Here is a 21,102-nt window from a genome sequence, read left to right as displayed (position 1 = left end):
ATGAGGAAAGGTTGTGCTGAGTGCCGAGCTGAAAGCGTTTTACATGGTCGCCCGCCTGGGCAGCATCACGCTGGCGGCGAAAAAACTCGGTCTCAGCCAACCGACCGTGACCACGCAGATCCGCAATCTGGAAAGCCAGTATTCGGTGGAGTTGTTCTACCGTGGCGGCCGGCGTCTGAGCGTCAGCGAGGAAGGTGCGCGGTTGCTGCCGATGGTCAAGACGCTGTTGCAGCAGGAGGCCGACATCGAGTTCTTCCTGCGCAACAGCGGTCAGGTGCAGGGTACTTTGCGCATTGCCGCGACGGCGCCGTATTACATCCTCGATCTGGTGAAGACCTTCCGCGAGCGCTTGCCGCAGGTGGAAGTGTCGGTGGAAATCGGTAACTCGCAGCAGGTGCTCGAAGCGCTGGAGGATTACCGAGTGGACGTCGCCGCTTCGTCACAGTTGCTCGACGATGCGCGATTGATTCGCCGGGTGCTCGGCACTGATCCACTGGTGCTGGCGGTGCATCGCAACCATCCGCTGGCGGCCCATGATCATGTGACATTGAGCGCACTGGCCGGGCATACCTTGTTGATGCGCGAAACCGGGTCAACGACCCGGCGGCTGACTCAAGAGTTGCTGGCCAGCGCCGGGGTGAGTTTCGGTCCGTTGCTGGAGATTGGCAGCCGTGAGTCGATCCGTGAGGCGGTACTGCGCAATATCGGCATCAGCATCATTGCCCGTCAGGAAGTGCCGCATGATCCGCAGTTGCGCGTGTTGACGATCGAAAATGCGCCGCAGATTCCCGAATATCTGTATTGCCTGAAGGAGAGGAAGGGCGCGCGGTTGCCGGCGGCGTTTCTTGGGTTGGCGCAGGAAATGTCGCCGGCCTGAGATCTTCAGTGTGCGAGCTGGCCTCTTCGCGAGCAGGCTCGCTCCCACTTTGGATTTGGGTTGTGAACACTATCCCCTGTGGGAGCGAGCCTGCTCGCGAAGGCGTCGGTTCAAACAACCCAAGACCTGAATCTTCTGAACCAAAATCCCCGAATACCACTATCGGCCGTTTTTGCCTCACTGCCACATGACGGACGCATTACAACTCTAGGATTGGCCCCATCTGCTTGATGAGGTCTGTCCATGAATCCTGCCATCGCAACTGCCCTGACCAACCCCGGTGCGCCGATGAAAGTGCGCGGCGTACAGAAACGCTTCGGCGCGTTCACTGCGCTGGATAACGTCTCCCTCGACGTCGCCGCCGGTGAGCTGGTGTGCCTGCTCGGCCCGTCGGGCTGCGGCAAGACCACGTTGCTGCGCTGCATCGCCGGTCTGGAGAAGCAGGACAGTGGCGAGCTGTACCTCGGCGACCGCGACGTTTCGCACCTTGCCCCACAAGCCCGCGACTACGGGATTCTGTTCCAGTCTTACGCGCTGTTCCCCAATCTGACCGTCGAAGCGAACATTGCCTACGGCCTCGCTGGCAGCGGTCGTGATGAAGTACGCCGTCGCGTCGGGCAAATGCTCGAACTGGTCGGCCTCACTGGCAGCGAGAAAAAATTCCCCGGCCAATTGTCCGGCGGCCAGCAACAGCGCGTTGCTCTTGCTCGGGCCTTGGCACCAGCACCATCGCTGTTGTTGCTCGATGAACCGATGTCCGCCCTCGACGCCCGCGTCCGCGAGCATCTGTGCACCGAACTGCGCCAGCTGCAACGCAACCTCGGCATCACCACGCTGATGGTCACGCACAATCAGGACGAAGCCATGCTGATGGCCGACCGCATCGCCGTGATGAACAACGGCCGCGTCGAGCAGTACGCCACGCCGCAGGAAATCTACAACCGCCCGGCCACACCGTTCGTGGCCGAGTTCGTTGGTCAGGGCAACTGGCTGCCGTTCCAGCGCAGCAGCGACACTCACGCGCAGGTCGGCGGAATGAACCTGCGCCTCAGCGACGGCAGCATCCAGCGCGCCTCGGGCCGGTTGTTCTGCCGCCCGGAAGCGATCAACGTCAATCCGCCGGTGCACGAAGAAAACCTGTTCCCGGCCAAAGTCCGCGAGATCACCTTCCTCGGCAACCGCTGCCGCATGAGCTTCGAACTCGATCAGTTGCCGGGCCACGCACTGCTCGCCGAACTCGCGCCGGAAGCCATGCCGCGCCTCGGCGCCCAGCAAATCATGGTCGCCTTGCCGCCGCGCAGCCTGCAGGTGTTTGCCTGATGAACAGCAACCTCGCGCTGCCGCTACCGCACAAGCAGGTGCGACAGTCCTCGAAAGCCGAGATTGGCGACCGCATTTTTGTCGTCGGCGGCAAGCTTCTCTTGCTGCTGTTGCTTGGCGTCGCGGTGTTGCTGCCGTTGCTGGCGATCTTCTGGCGCGGCTTCAGCAGTGAAGCCGGGCAGGGCGGTGGCTGGGTCGCGGCGAAGGAGCTGGTGAGCAGCGAGAATTTCCACTGGCTGTTCGGCAACAGCCTGAAAGTTTCCCTCAGCGTCGCGGCCATCGTCGTACCGCTGGCCTACCTGTTTGCCTACGCGCTGCAACGCACAATGATTCCGGCGAAGGGCATCTGGCGCGGAATTTCCCTGCTGCCGTTGATGGCGCCGTCGATGCTGCCAGGCATTGCACTGGTCTATCTGTTCGGCAACCAGGGCATGTTGCGCGGCCTGCTCTCGGACAACATCTACGGGTTCTGGGGGATTGTGCTGGGTGAGGTGATTTACACCTTCCCGCATGCATTGATGATTTTGCTCTCGGCGCTGTCGCTGGCCGATGCGCGTCTGTTTGATGCTGCGTCGAGCATGGGCGCCAGTCCCGCCAAGGCTTTCCGCAGCATCACCTGGCCGGCCACTCGCCAAGCGGTGTTTGCCGCGTTCTGTTTGGTGTTCACCCTGACCATCACCGATTTCGGGGTGCCGGTGGTGGTCGGTGGCGACTATCAAGTGCTGGCGCTGGAAGCCTACAAAGCCGTGGTCGGCCAACAGCAATTCGGTCGCGGCGCGTTGATCGGCATGGTGCTGTTGCTGCCGGCGCTGTTCAGCTTCGGCGTCGATGCGTGGTTGCGTCGGCGACACGGCGATTCCATGAGCGGGCGTGCACAGGTGTTCAAACCGGCACCGTCGAAACTGCGCGATGGCTGCTATCTGGCGATTGTTGTGCTGATCAGCGCCGCGTTGATTCTGGTGTTCGGCATGGCGGTGTTTTCCTCGCTGGTGAAGTTCTGGCCGTACAACCTGTCGCTGTCGCTCAACCACTATCAGTTCAACGAAACCGCCGGCGGTGGCTGGCTGGCCTACAGCAACAGTCTGAAGATGGCGTTGGGCACGGCGCTGATCGGCAGTGTGCTGATCTTTACCGGCGCTTACCTGATGGAGAAAACCCGCAGCCAACGCGGACTCAACCTGGCCCTGCGCATGCTCAGTTTTGTGCCGATGGCGGTGCCGGGGCTGGTGCTCGGTCTGGGTTACGTCTTCTTCTTCAACCTCACGGGTAATCCGCTGCATGTGCTCTACGGGACGATGACGCTGCTGATCGTCTGCACGATTGCGCACTACCTGACCACCGCACAAATGACCGCGACCACCGCGCTGCGCCAACTCGATGCCGAGTTCGAAGCCGCCGCGCTGTCGCTCAAAGCGCCGCTGTACCGCCACTACCTGCGTGTCACTGTGCCGATCTGCCTGCCGGCGCTGCTCGACATCGTGCGCTACCTGTTCGTCTCGGCGATGACCACGGTGTCGGCGGCGATCTTCCTCTACAGCCCCGACACCATCCTCGCGGCGGTGGCAGTGCTGAACATGGATGACGCCGGCAACGTCGGCGGCGCGGCGGCGATGTCGACCCTGATTCTGTTCACCTCGGCGGGCGTGTCCTTGCTGCTGGCGTGGGCTTCGCGCGGCTTGCTGCGCCGTTCTCAAGCCTGGCGGCAAACCGCGCCCGGTCACTGATTCAACTCACTTACAGGAAAACGATCATGTTCAAGCCTATGGCCCTGGCCGCTGCTGTGCTCGCTACTTTCAGCCTGAATGCCTTCGCGGCAAAAACCGAGTTGACGGTGTACACCGCCCTCGAGGCCGAGCAATTGAAGTCCTACAAAGAAGCCTTCGAAAAGGCCAACCCGGACGTCGAGATCAAGTGGGTGCGTGATTCCACCGGGATCATCACCGCCAAGCTGCTCGCCGAGAAGGCTCGTCCGCAGGCTGATGCGGTGTGGGGCCTCGCGGCTTCGAGCCTGGCGATCCTCGATCAGCAAGGCATGCTGCAGAGCTACGCGCCGAAGGACCTCGGCAAGATCGGCGCGAACTACCGCGACGCCGCCAACCCGCCAGCGTGGGTCGGCATGGACGTCTGGGCCGCGACTATTTGCTTCAACACCGTCGAGGCCGAGAAGCAGGGCCTGACCAAGCCCGTGAGCTGGCAGGACCTGACCAAACCTGAGTACAAGGGCAAGATCGTCATGCCGAATCCGGCGTCGTCCGGCACCGGTTTCCTCGACGTCAGCGCCTGGCTGCAAACCTTCGGCGAGAAGCAGGGCTGGGCCTATATGGACGGTCTGCACCAGAACATCGGCCAGTACGTTCACTCCGGTTCCAAGCCTTGCAAACTGGCAGCGGCGGGCGAATTCCCGATTGGTATTTCCTTTGAATACCCGGCGGTACAGCTCAAGCGTCAGGGCGCGCCGCTGGACATCATCCTGCCGAAGGAAGGCCTGGGTTGGGAGATCGAAGCGACGGCGGTGATCAAAGGTACGCCGCATGAAGAGGCCGCGAAGAAACTGGCTGACTTCTCAGCGAGTGCTGAGGCGATGGATCTGTACAAGGAGAACTTCGCTGTCCTCGCGCAGCCAGGGATCGCCAAGCCGCAGACCGAATTGCCGGCGGATTATGAGCAACGCCTGATCAAGAACGACTTTGCCTGGGCCTCGAAGAACCGCGACGAGATCCTCACCGAGTGGCGCAAGCGTTATGACGGCAAGTCCGAGAAAGTGGTTGCCAAGTAAGATCTCCATCGACTGACAGGGCCCCTTCGCGAGCAGGCTCGCTCCCACATTGGATCTTCAGTGAACGCAAATGCTGTGGGCACTAAAAATCCCTGTGGGAGCGAGCCTGCTCGCGAAAGCGGTCTCTCATGCAGGACATTTCTAAATGACACAACACCTAGACCTGCTGATCGTCGGCGCCGGCATCCTCGGCCTGTCCCACGCCTACGCCGCCGCCAAACGCGGCCTCAAGGTCGCCGTTTTCGAACGCACCGCTACCCCCCTCGGCGCTTCGGTGCGCAACTTCGGTCAGGCCTTGGTCACCGGCCAACCGCCGGGCCCAATGCTCGAACTGGCCAAGGCCAGCCGCGAAATATGGGGCGACTGGGCGCAACTCGCCGGGCTGCAAATCAAACGCAACGGCTCCTACTTGTTTGCCCGCACTGAAGCCGAAGAACATCTGCTCGAAGCCTTCTGCAACGGTCGCGCCGTGGAACACGGTTACAACATCCAGTTGCTGCGCGGCGCTGCCTTGCGCGATCTGTATCACGGTCAGTTCAGCCACCACCGCGCCGCGTTGCACGGTATGGACGATCAACAGCTGTATTCGCGCGAAGCGATTCCGGCACTGATCGATTATCTGCGCCGCGACCTTGGTGTGGAGTTTCATTTCTCCACGCTGGTGCGCGACGTCGAACCGGGGCGTCTGCACAGCACCGTCGGCAGCTTTACGGCGAAGCAGATTATCGTCTGCTCCGGCCACGATTATCAGACTTTGCTGGCCGAGCCGATTGCCGCACTCGACCCGCAAATCTGCCGCCTGCAAATGCTCCGCGCCAAACCGCAGACCGAACTGAATCTGCAACACGCCTTGCTCACCGGCCTCAGTTGCGTGCATTACGGCGCCTTCGCCGATCTGCCGGAAGCAGCGGCGGTGCAGGCGCAAATCCTCCGTGAGCAACCGCACCTGCACGACAACGGCATCCACCTGTTGATCAGCCCGACGCCGTACGGCGAACTGATCATCGGCGACTCGCATCATTACGGCAGCGATCCTTCACCGTTCAACGCCGAGCAAGTGGATAACTGGATGCTTGAACTCGCCGAGCAGACGCTGGGCTGCAAGGTGCAAGTGGTCGAGCGCTGGCAGGGCGTCTATGGTTCCCGGGGGCCGGGGCCGTTCTCGTTCCTGCGCCCGGCAGCGGGGCTAAGTGTGGCGCTGATGCACACCGGCGTCGGCATGAGCGTCGGCCCGGCGTTGGCTGAGCGCAATATCGCGCAGTTGCTGGAGGAAGATTGATGACAGGTCACGAGCAAGTCGTCGCCCGGGTGTTCGGCTTGTATGAGCGCTTTGGCACTAGCGATTACATCGGCGAGCCGGTGTCGCAGATCGAGCACATGTCCCAGGCCGCTGAGCTGGCGATGGCCGAAGGCTTCGATGACGAAGTGGTGCTCGCGGCGTTCTTCCATGACATCGGCCATTTGTGTACCGAGGGCGCGGAGAACATGGGCGGGTATGGCGTGGTCAGCCATGAACGGCTGGGTGCGGATTATTTGCGTGAGGCCGGGTTCAGCGAGCGCATGGCGCGGCTGGTGGAATATCACGTGCAGGCCAAGCGGTATCTGACGTTGCGTGAGCCGGGGTATTTTGATCGGCTGAGTGAGGCGAGTCGGCGGACGCTGGCGTATCAGGGCGGGGTGATGACCGAGGCTGAAGCGGATGCGTTTGCGCGGGATCCGTTGTGTGCGGTCAGTCTGCGGATGCGCCAGTGGGATGAGCTGGCCAAGGAGATGGCGGTGCCGGTGATGGATCTTGGGGTTTTGAAGCGTAAGGCTGCGAGATTGTTGTCTACTGTGTGATTGTCGCCCTCACCCCAGCCCTCTCCCGGAGGGAGAGGGAGCCGATTTTCATGCCTTTTAAACCTGAGTTCGACTGGATATCTCAGGTCGACGTATGACGGAAGAACAACACGGTCAGCTCCCTCTCCCTCTGGGAGAGGGCTGGGGTGAGGGTCGGCGTCTACAGCTCAAGCACCTTCCCCACCAACGCCTCAATCTGCTCCTGCCGTTCCGCTTGATTCAATTTCGCCTGCGGATTGAGCGACGACCACTGCGGATGTGCCCGCGCCTTGCTCAATGCCTCCGGCAACTTGCCCTCGCGCCAGGTCTTGTCCTGCGGTGTCGCCACCTGAACCGTATCCATCGCCGCATGCCCACGCTGATCCAGCGCCAACACCAGTTGCCGCTGACGCAACGCCAGCAGCCGCAACACCCCGTCATTCACTGTCAGCTCACGCTGCCCTTTGATCTTGCCCAGCAAGCGACTGCCATAACTGCGCGCCGTTTGTAGCGCACCACCGGCAATTGCACCCGCCAGCGCCGCCGCGCCAAGGGTAATCCCGCCGACCAGCAAATCCACACCAGCCCCCGCCGCCGCACCGGCAGCAATGCCGCCACCCACGCGCACGCCGAGTTGCTTCAAGGTTTCCGGATTGAACAAGTCATCGCCCCAGCGCCCATCCAGCAGCGGCAAATCACTCGCCGCCGCATCTTGCGGGCGGAACGCATACAGCTTGAGCAGCGCCTCAACACACTTCTGCTCACGCTGGCGCACAGCTTTGCGCAGTTCACTGATCGCCTGCTGTTCCTGCTCGGCTTCACTGACCACACTGCGCCGACACGCGGCGCAGTCGATCAACAATTCAGCAATCAATCGCGCCGCACTTTGCTGACGGGCAAGGCGCTGAGCCTGCTGATCGGCAATCAACCGCTCCAATTGTGGCCGAGCATTCTCCAGCAACAACGCGAGACTTTCGTACAGCCGTCGCTCGCCATCCTCCGGCGGCGCCACGCTGTCGAAACGCACCAGAGCATGCAGACCAAGCCGCGCCAGCGCTTCACGCCAATCTGGCTCGCGATGGTTGGCGCTGCTGACAAAATTCAGTACCGGCAGCAGCGGTTTGCCGCAACTGGCGAGTACTTCCAGCTCATCGCGATACTTGGCCAACACCGGTTCGCGGGCGTCGATCACATACAAACCGGCGTCGGAAGTAAGCAGTTGCCGTAGCACTTTCGCCTCCTGCTCGAAACGCTGGCGCGCTTCGCTGCCGTCGAGAAACCGCGTCAGCCGCGCAGGGCCATCGAGGCGTTCGCCGGGTCGCTCCAGTCGTTCGAGAAAATCCAGCAGAGCGATCGCATCTTCCAGGCCAGGCGTGTCGTAGAGGTCGAGTAACGGTTCGCCGTCCACCGACAACCGCGCGCCTTCGACATGCCGCGTGGTGCTCGGGCGATGGGAGACTTCGCCGAAGCCGACATCGCGGGTCAGCGTGCGTAGCAGCGAGGTTTTGCCGACGTTGGTGTGGCCGACCACCGCGAGTTTCAGCGGCGCTTTCCAGGCGTCAGTCATGGCCACTCTCCAGCCAGTTCAACGGTGCGCAATCGGCAAACTGCAGATCCAGCTGTTGCAGCGCGATGTGCCAGTCGCCGAGGCGCTCGGCATCCAGTGCTTCGCCCGGTGGCGCTTGCAGCAGCCACACGCGAGTCTCGCCCGCGCTACGCGCCAGTTCAGCGATCAAGGCGAGGCTGCCGCGATCCGGCGAGCGCCGTGGGTCGCAGGCAATCGCCAGACGTGCCGGCGGGAAGCGGCTGAGTTGTTCGAGGAGTTTATGGCGCGATTCGCGACTGTCGAGGATGCCGGCGTTGCTGACGTTTTTCGGCAGTGCGGGTGGCCATGGGCGTTGTTCATCGAGTTCGATGGCGACCAATAAGGCACCTTCGCTGGCGAGTCCGCCGACGCTGCTTTCGACGCGGTGCAGTTGCGCAGGCTCCGGATCGTTGACGCCGAGGCGTTCGCTGGTCGGCATCAGACGTTCGCGCAGTTGCGCGTAGCCGGGCAGGTTCAAGTCCAGACGCAAGCGATCCCGACCACGCTTCCAGCGCCAACGGCAGAACAGCATCAGCAGCAGACGGGGTAGCACGCCATAGATCAGCACCGCGCCGACCAGCCATATCGCCCACATCTGGCGAACCAGGACGCGGTTGTAATCGGTGTCCAGCGTCACGCGAATCATGTCCACGCTCGGCGCACTCCAGCCCAGCGCATGGGGAATCACCGTCAACGCATCAGTCAGTGCCGCGAAGAAGTCTGCGCCCAGCAGCGTGCTTTCCCAGATGAAGTCATATTGCCGAGTGGCCATCATCAATATCAGCATGCTTAGCGCGCTGAACATGATCAGCAGCCACAGGCCATTGACCAGCGTGCCAATCGCCCAGCGATTGAGTTTGTGGCGTTGCAGCAAGACCAGTAATGCGGGGGGTAATTGCGCGGCCTTGGCGTCCCGGGCAAATTTTTCGCTGAGCCACAGCCACAGGCGGCCGAGCGCTGCTCCGTGTTCGCCAGCGAAAAGCAGGCCCAGCGCCCAGCTCAGCAGGAGGATCAGATTGACCCCGAGCAAGGTGCCCAGCGCCCAGAAAATATTGACCGCTCGTGTGCCGTCGCCGAGCGCAGAAAATGCCATGCCTGCGCCAGTGACGCAGGCCAGTAGCGCCATCAGCACCAGCGCCAGACGCGCACCTTGCAGCCAGTGTTTGAGGGCTGCCGTCAGTCCGTCACGTTCGGCCAGCCACAGCGCCCGGCGTTGAATGCGGCTCGGCAGATCGCCGCCGGCCGTGCGCGCCAGTCGGTTGGCTTCCAGATCTTCCAAGGGGCCTGCGTGTTCTTCGCGCAGGCGCACGGTCTCGGTCAGCCAGAGGTTTTGCAGTGGAGTCAGTTCAGTCACGCGGCGTCCCGTCGCTTAAATGAGCGCTGAGCATAACCGCTGTGGCGCTTATCGGGGTAAGCGCGGCTCTGGTATCCTCGCCGGCATGACTAAATCACTCCCCCTCAGCCTGATCGCAGCCCTCGGTGAAAACCGCGTGATCGGCGTCGACAACAGCATGCCCTGGCACCTGCCGGGGGACTTCAAATACTTCAAGGCCACCACCTTGGGCAAGCCGATCATCATGGGTCGCAAGACCTGGGATTCGCTCGGCCGGCCATTGCCGGGGCGCTTGAACATCGTGGTCAGCCGTCAGGCCAGTCTGGTACTCGAAGGTGCGGAAGTTTATCCGTCGCTGGAAGCAGCCGTGGTTCGCGCCGAGGAATGGGCGAAGGAGCAGGGCGTCGATGAGCTGATGCTGATTGGCGGCGCGCAGTTGTATGCGCAAGGGCTGGCGCGGGCGGATCGTCTGTATCTGACTCGCGTGGCGTTGAGCCCGGAGGGGGATGCGTGGTTTCCGGAGTTTGATTTGGAGCAGTGGAAACTGGTCTCGAATGTGCCGAATCCGGCTGAGGGCGACAAACCTGCGTACAGCTTTGAGGTTTGGGAGAAAGCCTAAGAGCTTCGTCGGAACGCCGCCCGGAGCAAGCTCGCTCCCACAGGGGAAACGCATTCCTATGTGGGAGCGAGCCTGCTCGCGAAGTGGCCAGATCAGGCAAAGATGAGCTTAAGCCTGAGCCAGCTCCGCATGCTCATCAGCATCCAGCAATTCTTTATCAGTCTGCTGCATCACCTGACTGGTAATCGCCCCAGCGGTAATCGAGCCACTCACGTTCAACGCCGTGCGGCCCATGTCGATCAGCGGCTCAACCGAAATCAGCAACGCCACCAGTGACACCGGCAACCCCATTGCCGGCAGCACGATCAGCGCCGCGAACGTCGCGCCGCCACCCACACCGGCCACACCCGCCGAACTCAAGGTCACAATCGCCACCAGCGTCGCGATCCACAGCGGATCCAGCGGATTGATGCCTACGGTTGGCGCAACCATCACCGCCAACATCGCCGGGTACAAACCGGCGCAACCGTTCTGGCCAATCGTCGCGCCGAACGATGCAGCAAAACTCGCCACCGACTGCGGAATCCCCAGACGGCGGGTCTGCGCCTCAATGCTCAGCGGAATGCTCGCCGCGCTGGAGCGGCTGGTGAACGCGAACGTCAGCACCGGCCAGATCTTGCGGAAGAAGCGCAACGGGTTGATACCCGCCGCCGACACCAGCAAACCGTGCACGACGAACATCAGGCCCAGACCGAGGTACGACACCACCACAAAACTGCCGAGTTTGATGATGTCTTGCAGGTTGGAACCGGCGACCACTTTGGTCATCAGCGCCAGCACGCCGTATGGGGTCAGTTTCATCACCAGACGCACCAGGCGCATCACCCAGGCTTGCAGGGTGTCGATGGCGTTGATCACTTTCTGACCTTTCTCGACGTCATCCTTGAGCAGTTGCAGCGCGGCAACCCCGAGGAATGCGGCGAAAATCACCACGCTGATGATCGAGGTTGGCTTGGCCCGCGCCAGATCGGCAAACGGGTTTTGCGGGATGAACGACAGCAGCAGTTGCGGCACATTCAGATCGGCGACCTTGCCGGCGTAGTCGGTCTGAATGGTTTGCAGACGGGCCATTTCCTGGGTGCCGGCGACCAGACCTTCAGCGGTGAGGCCGAACAGGTTGGTCAGGCCGATGCCGATCAGCGCCGCGATCGCAGTGGTGAACAGCAGGGTGCCGATGGTCAGGAAGCTGATCTTGCCCAGCGACGAAGCATTGTGCAGGCGTGCCACGGCGCTGAGGATCGAGGCGAACACCAACGGGATGACGATCATTTGCAGCAACTGCACGTAGCCGTTGCCGACCAGATCGAACCAGCCGATCGAAGCTTTCAGCACTGGGTTGCCGGCACCGTAAACGGTGTGCAGGGCCACGCCGAACGCAACACCCAGCACCAGCGCGAGCAGGACTTTTTTCGCCAGGCTCCACGTGGTGTGGCGGGTTTGTGCCAGACCGAAGAGCAGGGCGAGGAACACCAGCAGGTTGAGAATCAACGGTAGATTCATGAGATCTCCAGGAAAGACTGTGCCAACAGCCTTCCGGGGCTGCTGCGAACCGGCAAGCCTAACAGCTTGATTTGCAATGATTTAATACCGAAATCTTAGGGCGTCCGTCGTTTTTGGAATAAGCCCGTGTCGCTCTCGGCAATGCATCTGGCGCAAACAGGGACGAGGGCGGTCGCTGACAGACGAGGACTGTCACACATATTTGTTAGCGTCGATCTCTTTGAATCAGGGAGAAGAGGCTTATGAAGTTCGCACCGAAATTTCTGGCTGTCGCACTGGCTGTGGGCATGGGCCTGGCCACTCAGGCGTTCGCCACCGACCTGAAACACTGGCCGGCCGATCAGGCCAAGGCGCTGGACGCGATGATCGCCGCCAACGCCAACAAGGGTAACTACGCGGTGTTCGACATGGACAACACCAGTTACCGCTACGACCTCGAAGAATCCTTGTTGCCGTTCATGGAAAACAAGGGCCTGATCACCCGCGACAAGCTTGATCCTTCCCTGAAACTGATGCCGTTCAAGGACACCGCCGACCACAAGGAAAGCCTGTTCAGTTACTACTACCGCCTCTGCGAAGTCGACGACATGGTCTGCTACCCGTGGGTGGCGCAGGTGTTCTCCGGTTTCACCCTCAAGGAACTCAAAGGCTACGTCGATGAGCTGATGGCTTCGGGCAAGCCGGTGCCAGCGACTTACTACGAAGGCGATGTGGTCAAGAAACTCGACGTCAATCCGCCGAAGATCTTCACCGGCCAGCAAGAGCTGTACAACAAGCTGATGGAGAACGGCATTGAGGTCTACGTGATGACCGCCGCCTCTGAAGAGCTGGTGCGCATGGTCGCGGCGGATCCGAAGTACGGCTACAACGTCAAACCGCAAAACGTCATCGGCGTGACCACCCTGCTGAAGAACCGCGAGACCAACGAACTGACCACGGCACGCAAGCAGATTACCGCCGGCAAATATGACGAGAAGGCCAACCTTGGGCTCGAACTGACGCCGTATCTGTGGACGCCGGCGACGTGGATGGCCGGCAAGCACGCAGCGATTCTGACCTACATCGATGAATGGAAAAAACCGGTATTGGTCGGTGGCGATACCCCGACCAGCGACGGTTACATGCTGTTCCACGATGTCGATGTGGCCAAGGGCGGGATTCACTTGTGGGTCAACCGCAAGGACAAGTACATGACGCAGTTGAACGGCATGATGGCCAAGCACGCGGCGGCGCAGGCCAAGGAAGGTTTGCCGGTGACAGCGGACAAGAACTGGGTGATCGTCAAACCGGAGGAGATTCAGTAAGCCACACCGATCCAATGTGGGAGCGAGCCTGCTCGCGAAAGCGTAGTGTCAGTCACCTTCTTCGTTTCTGACATACCGCATTCGCGAGCAGGCTCGCACACAGTTTGATCTGCAGTGACTTTGGGATTTCGGCCAGACAAAAAAATGCCCCGCACTTGGCGGGGCATTTTCTTTTCGACAGCTGAGGCTTACAGCCCGTCGAGCATCGCTTTGTTACGCACAGCACCCTTGTCGGCACTGGTCGCCAGCAGGGCGTAGGCCTTGAGGGCGGTGGTCACTTTGCGTGGACGCACCTCGACCGGTTTCCAGCCTTTCTTGTCCTGCTCGGCGCGGCGTGCCGCCAGTTCTTCGTCGCTGACCAACAGGTTGATCGAGCGGTTCGGAATGTCGATCAGCACCTTGTCGCCGTCCTGCACCAGACCGATAGCGCCGCCGGCTGCTGCTTCTGGCGAAGCGTGGCCGATGGACAGACCCGACGTGCCGCCGGAGAAACGGCCGTCGGTGAGCAGCGCACAGGCTTTGCCCAGACCTTTGGATTTCAGGTACGACGTCGGGTAGAGCATTTCCTGCATGCCCGGGCCGCCTTTCGGGCCTTCGTAGCGAATGATGACGATATCGCCTTCCTTCACTTCGTCAGCGAGGATGCCGCGTACGGCGCTGTCCTGGCTTTCAAAGATCTTCGCGTTGCCTTCGAAGACGTGGATCGACTCGTCAACACCGGCGGTTTTCACCACGCAGCCATCGAGCGCGATGTTGCCGTACAGCACGGCCAAACCACCTTCTTGCGAATAGGCGTGTTCGAAACTGCGGATGCAGCCGTTTTCACGGTCGTCATCGAGGGTTTCCCAACGGGTCGACTGGCTGAACGCCGTCTGCGTCGGAATGCCGGCAGGACCAGCCTTGAAGAAGTGGTGCACCGCTTCATCGTCGGTCTGGGTGATGTCCCACTTGGCGATGGCTTCTTCCATGCTGCGGCTGTGCACAGTCGGCAGGTCGGTGTGCAGCAGACCGCCACGGGCCAGCGAGCCGAGGATGCTGAAGATGCCGCCGGCGCGGTGCACGTCTTCCATGTGGTACTTCTGGATGTTCGGCGCCACTTTGCACAGTTGCGGGACGCTGCGCGAGAGACGATCGATGTCGCGCAGGTCGAAATCGATCTCGGCTTCCTGAGCGGCAGCGAGCAAGTGCAGGATGGTATTGGTCGAACCGCCCATGGCGATGTCGAGCATCATCGCGTTCTCGAACGCCTTGAAGTTGGCGATGTTGCGCGGCAATACCGACTCATCGTTCTCGCCGTAGTAGCGTTTGCACAGCTCGACGATGGTGCGGCCGGCCTGCAGGAACAGTTGTTCGCGGTCGCTGTGGGTGGCGAGGGTCGAACCATTGCCGGGCAATGCCAGACCCAGTGCTTCGGTCAGGCAGTTCATCGAGTTGGCGGTGAACATGCCGGAGCACGAACCGCAGGTCGGACAGGCGCTGCGCTCGTACTCAGCGACTTTCTCGTCAGAAGCGCTGGCGTCGGCGGCGATCACCATGGCATCGACAAGGTCGAGGCCGTGGGAAGCGAGTTTGGTCTTGCCGGCTTCCATCGGGCCGCCGGAAACGAAAATCACCGGAATGTTCAGGCGCAAGGCAGCCATCAGCATGCCCGGGGTGATCTTGTCGCAGTTGGAGATGCAGACGATGGCGTCGGCGCAGTGGGCGTTGACCATGTACTCGACGGAGTCGGCGATGATTTCGCGACTCGGCAGCGAATACAGCATGCCGTCGTGGCCCATGGCGATGCCGTCATCCACGGCGATGGTGTTGAATTCCTTGGCCACGCCACCGGCGCGTTCGATTTCACGGGCGACCAGTTGACCGAGGTCCTTCAGGTGCACGTGGCCCGGTACGAACTGGGTAAACGAGTTGGCAATGGCGATGATCGGCTTTTTGAAGTCGTCATCTTTCATCCCCGTGGCGCGCCACAGTGCGCGGGCACCGGCCATGTTGCGGCCGTGGGTGGATGTTTTCGAGCGGTAATCTGGCATGGAGCACTCCGGGCGGCTAATCACTTACTAATCAGGTGCAAAAGGGGAGTGAGCTTCTATTGACGTCTGGAACACTCAGAAATGGCCGTGTGTCCGTGAAGTTGCCGATGACGTTGCGGGATCGCCGCTGGTCTCAGCCTGAGCTCATAAACCCGCCGGGGGATGAATGGCGATGAATCAGCCGATTCTACACCGCTGGCGTCTGGAGGGAATGGCGCAAAGCGTTGTTCCAGTGCCGACGGCGTGTATGGGATGACGACCGGCGGGTTTAATCACCGCCGGTCTGCGCCATGACGTTGCCTTCAAGGTTTTTCGCGCGACGGCTGAGCCGGTTGTTGAGCACCAGCGCAATCGCGCTCAGCAGCAAAAAGCTGTAGCCCAGCGTCAATTGCAGATTGGCCGGACTGAGGCTGATCAATGCGCTGATCAGGCCGCCACATATAAAGATGATCGTACTGCCCGCCGAGGCCGATGTGCCGGCGTTCTCAGGAAACAGGCCCATGGCCCGAGAGGTGGCGGCAGGGCGGGCAATGGTGGTGCCGGCGGTGCAGATCAGCATCGGGATCAACACCGTGGCCGGCGCCAACACATGATTGGCTGCCAGGTACAGCATTGCCAGTCCCGACAGCAGTATCAGGCTCAGCCCGGTGAAGATTTGCTGAACCGGCGTGATGCGTCGATTGAGTACCGCGGCGATGATCCCGCCGACAACATACGCCGCACCGTAAACCAGCAGGATCAGCGAAAAGTCGTAAGGCGCGAGTTGCAGTTGGTCCATGAAAATCAGCGGCGAAATCACGATGAACGAGAAGTGGCAAGCGAAGGCAAACGCCGAAATCAGCCAGTAGCCGACAAACTCGAAGTCCCCCAACACGCGTCGGTAGGATTGAATGAAGCCGGTCGGCGAACCACCTGAGGCCGGTCGGCTGCTCGGTAAAAACAGCCAGGCCTTGATCAGCACCGTGGCGGACAGTGCGCAAAAGATCCAGAAGCTGCCGCGCCAACCAAGTGTCGCCTGGAGAAAAGTCCCGGCCAGCGGCGATACCGAAATGAATATCCCGGTCGCCGTGACCATCAGGATCCGTAACCGGTCGCGCTCTTCACCTTCGAACAGATCCTGCACCAGTGCCTGCGACAGCACGAAACATCCACAGCCCAAGGCCTGCATCACCCGAAATATCAGGAATAGCGTGTAATCGGAGGTCATCACGCAACCGAACGCACCCAGCATCGATACGCTCATGCCGGCGAGTAACAGGCCCTTGCGCCCGATCACGTCCGAGAGGGGGCCGATCAAAAGCTGGGCAAACGCGATCCCCACGGCGAACAGGCTGATGGACAGTGCGATGTCTGCCGGTGAACGGAGAAAGTGCGTCGCCATTGCCGGAAAGGAGGGCAGCAGCACGTCCAGTGGAAACACACCCAGCAGCACCATGGCCAGCAACAGGCTGACAGCGGCGCGGCGCTGCCTGGTGGTTGCCACGGATTGTCCTTTATCCATCGATCAGTCCTGCCTTGGCGAAAAGTTTCTGGTTATGGGGAAGTGCGAAAAAACCGGCCTTGCGTAGTGCGTCCAGCGTTGCGATGGCGCCTGATCGTGCACGGGCCCGGTTGGCTTGCACCGTTGCCATGCCGCCGACGATTTGTTTCACGTCACTGTCGGCGATGCCTGCCCCTCGCAGGCTCTGTTGCAGCCAGCGTTCGTCGGCCTCGAAAAAAATCCCGATGATCTCCAGCAGTGTCCGGCTCACAAACGCACGCTGGCGGCTGTTCATCGACAGCCAGAAATAATGGAACACCTCGCTGAAGTAGCGGCTGTGGCGGGCTTCGTCAGTCAGGTGGTCGCGCAGCATGTCGTTGACGCTGGACACCAGGCTGTCGCGGCAGACGTCCAGCAGCTCGCGGGCAATGATGGTTTCCGAGACGAAACCGAGCAGAAACCATGCCAGTGGCCGGTTGTTTTCCGGGATGCGGGCGATCAGTGCGTTGAGGCGGCTGATGCGCTTCGGAATCGTCGGACGTCCGGTGAACCCGTAAAACGCGGCGATCTGTTCGGCGAGACGATTGGAGAACAGCGCGTGATAACCCTCGTCGGTGTAGAGCTGCAACGCGGCGTGCTTCATCGGCAGAGGCACGTAAAGGGGCAGTTCCCGGTGCACGATGACTTCCACTGCACGATTGACGATGCGGTGTTCAAGCAAGGTGGTGTAATCGAGAAAATGCACCAGATGGTTGGCTGCCAGTCGATGCTGTACGTCGCGCCCCGCCGCCTGGATGGCCGGATGTGCCAGATAAGGCAGAAATGCCGGCGGGAACCAGTGGCGGGTTTGCAGTTGCAGCGGCACATCGTCGGGCAATTGATAGTCATGGGTACTGCTGCGCACCGAGGCCCGGCTTTCCCAGTCTCCCAAGGTAAATTTGAGCGCCCAGGACACCGGCGCTTGATCAGGGTCGGCCATCGACAGGGTCATGCCTGTCCCTCGCGCAACAGCTCGCGCATTTCGTGGCACATCACTTGCCCGTCGCTTTGTCCACAGCCAACAAAGAACAGCGGTTGTTCAGCGCTGCCCTCGAGATTGAGCAGTGCTTCGACCTGCTGGTCGGCAAATGCGCCGGTCAGCCAGGTGTTGAGGCCCAGTGCCGTGGCGACCAGTTGAAAGGTTTGCGACAAGTGGCCCGCTTCAACGAAGGCCATGCGATAGGCCCGCGAGTGTTCGTACTTCCACCAGAGCCGGTCAAAACGGGCGGTGATGAACAACCCCAGCGGCAGGTTGTTGATGAAGTGCTGACCGCCGAGCAATTGGCCCAGCGCTGGTTGAGGCAGCGGATTGATCCGGCTCAGGGTGTGGTCGGCCGGATGATAGGCATAGATGCCCGGTTCCAGGCCTTCGACGTTCTGCACCAGGAGGAAGCCTTCGCAAGCGTTCAGGCCCCCCGCGGAAGGACTGCTTCGCCGTGCGCTTAGTCCTTGGGCGATGCTGTCGTCGCGATCATTGTCTCGTTCATGGAGATAACCGAGGGAAAGGTAAAGCAGGGTGCCGACGTCCTTCAGCGATATCGCTGCACCTGAATAGGAACGGCAGGTTTTGCGCTGAAGCAGAACATTTCCCAGACGGTCGTTATTCAAAGCGCCCGGCGCAGGCAGGGCGATACGCTGCTCGGGTGCTGGCGTCGGGCGGTCTGCAGCAGGCTGTGGGGTGGCCAGTACTTCGTTGCAGTGCGCCAGATATTGCCTGGACCACTCGTGAATATTCTGTGGGGTATGTTCGCAGGGAATATTTTGTGTGCCGATGTGATAAATCTTCGACAGCTCATCCCAGCCCCATGGCGGATTGTCTATTTTTGAAACGGTAAGAATATCTGCGCTCAATAGTTGTGTGTCTATTATGTTGTGCGCGTCGAACAGTTGAGGATCGTTGATTAGTTGCGCAAGGCGAGTTGCATAGTTCAGATCAAGTTCGTGTTGTGTATGGTTTTTATAATTCCACACAACTTGTCCGGTCTGGCGCGGCAATATAAACAAGTAAGGATTGATGTGCATATTGATCGTTTCACTCTGGAAGAAGTCAAAAGGACGCCGGGTTGCCGGCACTCCCCAGCGTCCTGACTTACTTAGCGGGCTTTAGGGGCAACCAGAAAAGCCAGGTTTGCGATTTTTTTACTTTCCAGAGAAATACTTTTCATGATGTGAACTCCTTGTTCATTGATAGTTGAAGTCACCTCGTGGTGACAACTTCATAATAGTTTGTAATGGATTATTGGCAAGGGGATATTAGGTAGGAAATTTCCAGTAATTTTGTCGGAGCAATCTTTAGCTGGAAATAAACTTGTAGGGCAAGTTTCAGTAATTAAAAGACGTAAGGAAATGTCCTGCATGTCTGCGGGAATATAATTGTAGGAAGTTCAGGAAGATAGCGAAGGGAAGGGCGATGCCAGAAACCAAAACGGGGAGCCTGCTGGCTCCCCGTTATCCGCAAAAAATCAGCTGTTGGGCAGCAGGCGGCAGGTGATGCTCTTGATGTAGCGTGTTTCGGCGATGGCAGGGTGCACCGGGTGATCCGGACCCTGGCCACCACGCTCGAGCAACTGGATGTTGCGATCCAGGTGACGGGCGCTGGTCAGCAGGATGTTCTGCAGGTCATCTTCCGGCAGGTGCATCGAGCACGACGCGCTGACCAGGATGCCGTCCTTGTTGAGCAGGCGCATGGCTTGCTCGTTCAGGCGACGGTAGGCGCCTTCGCCGTTTTTCATGTCTTTCTTGCGTTTGATGAACGCTGGCGGGTCGGCCACGATCACGTCGAAGCGCTCTTCGCTGGCTTTCAGCTCTTTCAAGGCCTCGAAGACGTCGCCTTCGATGCAGGTCATCTTGTCGGCGAAACCGTTCAGCGCGGCGTTGCGCTCAACGCCGTCGAGGGCGAAAGCCGAGGCGTCGACGCAGAACACTTCGCTGGCGCCGAACGCAGCAGCCTGCACGCCCCAGCCACCGATGTAGCTATAGAGGTCGAGGACGCGTTTGCCTTTGGCGTAAGGGGCCAGGCGTGCACGGTTCATGCGGTGGTCGTAGAACCAGCCGGTTTTCTGCCCCTGAATGACCGGGGCTTCGAATTTCACGCCGTTCTCTTCCAGCGCCACCCACTCCGGCACCAGGCCGAACACGGTTTCGACGTAGCGGTTGAGGCCTTCGGCATCGCGCGCGGCGGAGTCGTTCTTGAACAGGATGCCGCTTGGCTTGAGCACTTGGGTCAGGGCAGCGATCACGTCATCTTTGTGCGCTTCCATGGTCGCCGAGGCGATCTGCACCACAAGGATGTCGCCGAAACGGTCAACCACCAGACCTGGCAACAGGTCGGAGTCACCGTAGACCAGACGGTAGAACGGTTTGTCGAACAGGCGCTCGCGCAGTGACAGGGCCACGTTCAGACGGTGCACCAGCAGCGACTTGTCCAGCGCAACTTTAATATCGCGCGACAGCAGGCGGGCGCAGATCAGGTTGTTCGGGCTCATCGCCACGATGCCCAACGGCTTGCCGCCAGCGGCTTCGAGGATGGCCTGGTCGCCGGCATTGAAGCCGTGCAGCGGGGTGGCGGCTACATCGATTTCGTTGCTGTAGACCCACAGGTGACCGGCGCGCAGGCGACGGTCGGCGTTGGCTTTGAGGCGCAAGCTAGGCAGGGACATGACGTCGCTCCGGAAAAAAGAGCGGGAGTATAGCGTGTTGGGGCTGGTGCCGGGATTGGAGAGCGATGAAACGCTGATGGCCTCTTCGCGAGCAGGCTCGCTCCCACATTGGTCTTGTGTCGGTCACAAGCCCTTTGTGGGAGCGAGCCTGCTCGCGAATGCGGTCCCCAATGCTACGCCGACAGCGCGGTGATCAACTCCTTGCTGAACGCCGGAATATCATCCGGCTGACGGCTGCTGATCAGGTGACCATCCTTGACCACTTCTTTATCGACCCAGTTGGCCCCGGCATTCACCAGGTCATCCTTGAGTGTCTTGTAACTGGTCATGGTCTTGCCGTTGACCAGCCCGGCGGAAATCAGCAGCCATCCGCCATGGCAGATCACCGCAATCGGTTTGCCGGCAGAGGCGCCGGTCTTGACCAGGTGCTGGGCATCCTGATCGATGCGGATGGTGTCGGAGTTCTGCACGCCGCCCGGCAAGACGATCGCGTCGTACTGCTCGCTGCTGGCGCTCTGAAAAGTCTGGTCGACCTCGAAGTCGTCCGCTGGTTTATCGTGGTTCCAGCCTTTGACCTTGCCGGCCTCGGCGGAGAGGATGTCGACTTGCGCGCCCGCTTGCTCCAGTGCCTGCTTGGGACCGGTCAGTTCGACCTGTTCGAAACCGTCTGTTACCAAAATGGCGACGCGTTTGCCGTTGAGGGAAGTGGCCATCGATAAGCTCCTGAGTCTGTGGGAGTTTGCCGCCGCAATGGGCCGGTGT

The 21,102-nt window shown here is 60.6% G+C and carries 17 protein-coding genes; 8 read left to right on the top strand and 9 right to left on the bottom strand.

Features of this window, described 5'->3' with window-relative positions:
- Nucleotides 1–13: 13 nt before the first annotated feature.
- The 6 genes from HU754_RS28630 (at nt 14) to HU754_RS28605 (ending at nt 6,812) form a co-directional block, all read left to right on the top strand.
- Nucleotides 14–877 (top strand): LysR family transcriptional regulator, encoded by an 864-nt coding sequence (locus HU754_RS28630; protein ID WP_186620063.1) that lies wholly within the window; start codon nt 14–16, stop codon nt 875–877.
- 243 nt (nt 878–1,120) lie between these two features.
- Nucleotides 1,121–2,197 carry a putative 2-aminoethylphosphonate ABC transporter ATP-binding protein gene (locus HU754_RS28625; RefSeq protein ID WP_093429802.1) on the top strand — a complete coding sequence of 359 codons (1,077 nt, stop codon included), beginning with the start codon at nt 1,121–1,123 and terminating at the stop codon, nt 2,195–2,197.
- On the top strand, nt 2,197–3,921 hold the full coding sequence (locus HU754_RS28620) for a putative 2-aminoethylphosphonate ABC transporter permease subunit (protein WP_186620061.1): 1,725 nt from the start codon (nt 2,197–2,199) through the stop codon (nt 3,919–3,921). The genes HU754_RS28625 and HU754_RS28620 overlap by 1 nt, the downstream gene beginning before the upstream one ends.
- A gap of 26 nt (nt 3,922–3,947) precedes the next feature.
- Entirely contained in the window at nt 3,948–4,973 is a 1,026-nt protein-coding gene (locus HU754_RS28615) for a putative 2-aminoethylphosphonate ABC transporter substrate-binding protein (RefSeq protein WP_016983209.1), read from the top strand.
- 145 nt (nt 4,974–5,118) lie between these two features.
- Nucleotides 5,119–6,252, top strand: a complete 1,134-nt coding sequence (locus HU754_RS28610; protein ID WP_186620059.1) for a TIGR03364 family FAD-dependent oxidoreductase — start codon at nt 5,119–5,121, stop codon at nt 6,250–6,252.
- Nucleotides 6,252–6,812 (top strand): phosphonate degradation HD-domain oxygenase, encoded by a 561-nt coding sequence (locus tag HU754_RS28605; protein WP_186620058.1) that lies wholly within the window; start codon nt 6,252–6,254, stop codon nt 6,810–6,812. Before HU754_RS28610 ends, HU754_RS28605 begins: the two co-directional genes overlap by 1 nt.
- Before the next feature lie 160 nt (nt 6,813–6,972).
- Here HU754_RS28605 and HU754_RS28600 read toward each other — a convergent pair whose 3' ends face one another.
- Both HU754_RS28600 and HU754_RS28595 read right to left on the bottom strand, forming a co-directional pair.
- Nucleotides 6,973–8,358: a GTPase/DUF3482 domain-containing protein gene (locus HU754_RS28600; protein ID WP_186620057.1), complete on the bottom strand. Its 1,386-nt coding sequence runs from the start codon at nt 8,356–8,358 to the stop codon at nt 6,973–6,975.
- Complete coding sequence (locus HU754_RS28595) at nt 8,351–9,730, bottom strand: DUF2868 domain-containing protein (RefSeq protein WP_186620056.1); 1,380 nt, start codon at nt 9,728–9,730, stop codon at nt 8,351–8,353. Before HU754_RS28595 ends, HU754_RS28600 begins: the two co-directional genes overlap by 8 nt.
- A gap of 85 nt (nt 9,731–9,815) precedes the next feature.
- Between HU754_RS28595 and HU754_RS28590 the strand changes: the two genes are divergently transcribed.
- Nucleotides 9,816–10,328, top strand: coding sequence for a dihydrofolate reductase (locus tag HU754_RS28590; protein ID WP_186620055.1), 513 nt, complete (start codon nt 9,816–9,818; stop codon nt 10,326–10,328).
- Nucleotides 10,329–10,436: 108 nt separating this feature from the next.
- Here the strand turns inward: HU754_RS28590 and HU754_RS28585 are convergent, their stop codons facing one another.
- The gene (locus HU754_RS28585; RefSeq protein WP_095049438.1) at nt 10,437–11,828 is read right to left on the bottom strand and encodes an L-cystine transporter; all 1,392 of its coding nucleotides are present in this window, start codon (nt 11,826–11,828) and stop codon (nt 10,437–10,439) included.
- Nucleotides 11,829–12,070: 242 nt separating this feature from the next.
- On the opposite strand from HU754_RS28585, the gene HU754_RS28580 reads away from it, so the two are divergent.
- The gene (locus HU754_RS28580; protein ID WP_099757434.1) at nt 12,071–13,132 is read left to right on the top strand and encodes an HAD family hydrolase; all 1,062 of its coding nucleotides are present in this window, start codon (nt 12,071–12,073) and stop codon (nt 13,130–13,132) included.
- Nucleotides 13,133–13,320: 188 nt separating this feature from the next.
- On the opposite strand, the gene ilvD is transcribed toward HU754_RS28580, so the two are convergent.
- The 6 genes from ilvD to HU754_RS28550 form a co-directional block, all read right to left on the bottom strand.
- Nucleotides 13,321–15,162 carry a dihydroxy-acid dehydratase gene (gene ilvD, locus HU754_RS28575; RefSeq protein ID WP_099757433.1) on the bottom strand — a complete coding sequence of 614 codons (1,842 nt, stop codon included), beginning with the start codon at nt 15,160–15,162 and terminating at the stop codon, nt 13,321–13,323.
- Between the two features lie 268 nt (nt 15,163–15,430).
- Entirely contained in the window at nt 15,431–16,663 is a 1,233-nt protein-coding gene (locus HU754_RS28570; protein ID WP_186620054.1) for a multidrug effflux MFS transporter, read from the bottom strand.
- Entirely contained in the window at nt 16,656–17,633 is a 978-nt protein-coding gene (locus HU754_RS28565) for a diiron oxygenase (RefSeq protein ID WP_186620053.1), read from the bottom strand. The genes HU754_RS28570 and HU754_RS28565 overlap by 8 nt, the downstream gene beginning before the upstream one ends.
- A complete protein-coding gene (locus tag HU754_RS28560; protein WP_186620419.1) occupies nt 17,630–18,703 on the bottom strand; it encodes a SagB family peptide dehydrogenase in 1,074 nt (357 codons plus the stop codon). Before HU754_RS28560 ends, HU754_RS28565 begins: the two co-directional genes overlap by 4 nt.
- Nucleotides 18,704–19,143: 440 nt before the next feature.
- Nucleotides 19,144–20,340, bottom strand: coding sequence for a class I SAM-dependent rRNA methyltransferase (locus tag HU754_RS28555; protein ID WP_093429813.1), 1,197 nt, complete (start codon nt 20,338–20,340; stop codon nt 19,144–19,146).
- Between the two features lie 173 nt (nt 20,341–20,513).
- Nucleotides 20,514–21,053, bottom strand: coding sequence for a type 1 glutamine amidotransferase domain-containing protein (locus HU754_RS28550; protein ID WP_093429814.1), 540 nt, complete (start codon nt 21,051–21,053; stop codon nt 20,514–20,516).
- Between the last annotated feature and the right edge of the window lie 49 nt (nt 21,054–21,102).

The organism is Pseudomonas zeae (assembly GCF_014268485.2).
In the GTDB taxonomy this organism is placed as follows: Bacteria; Pseudomonadota; Gammaproteobacteria; order Pseudomonadales; family Pseudomonadaceae; genus Aquipseudomonas; species Aquipseudomonas neuropathica.
This window is presented reverse-complemented; position numbering and strand designations above follow the sequence as displayed.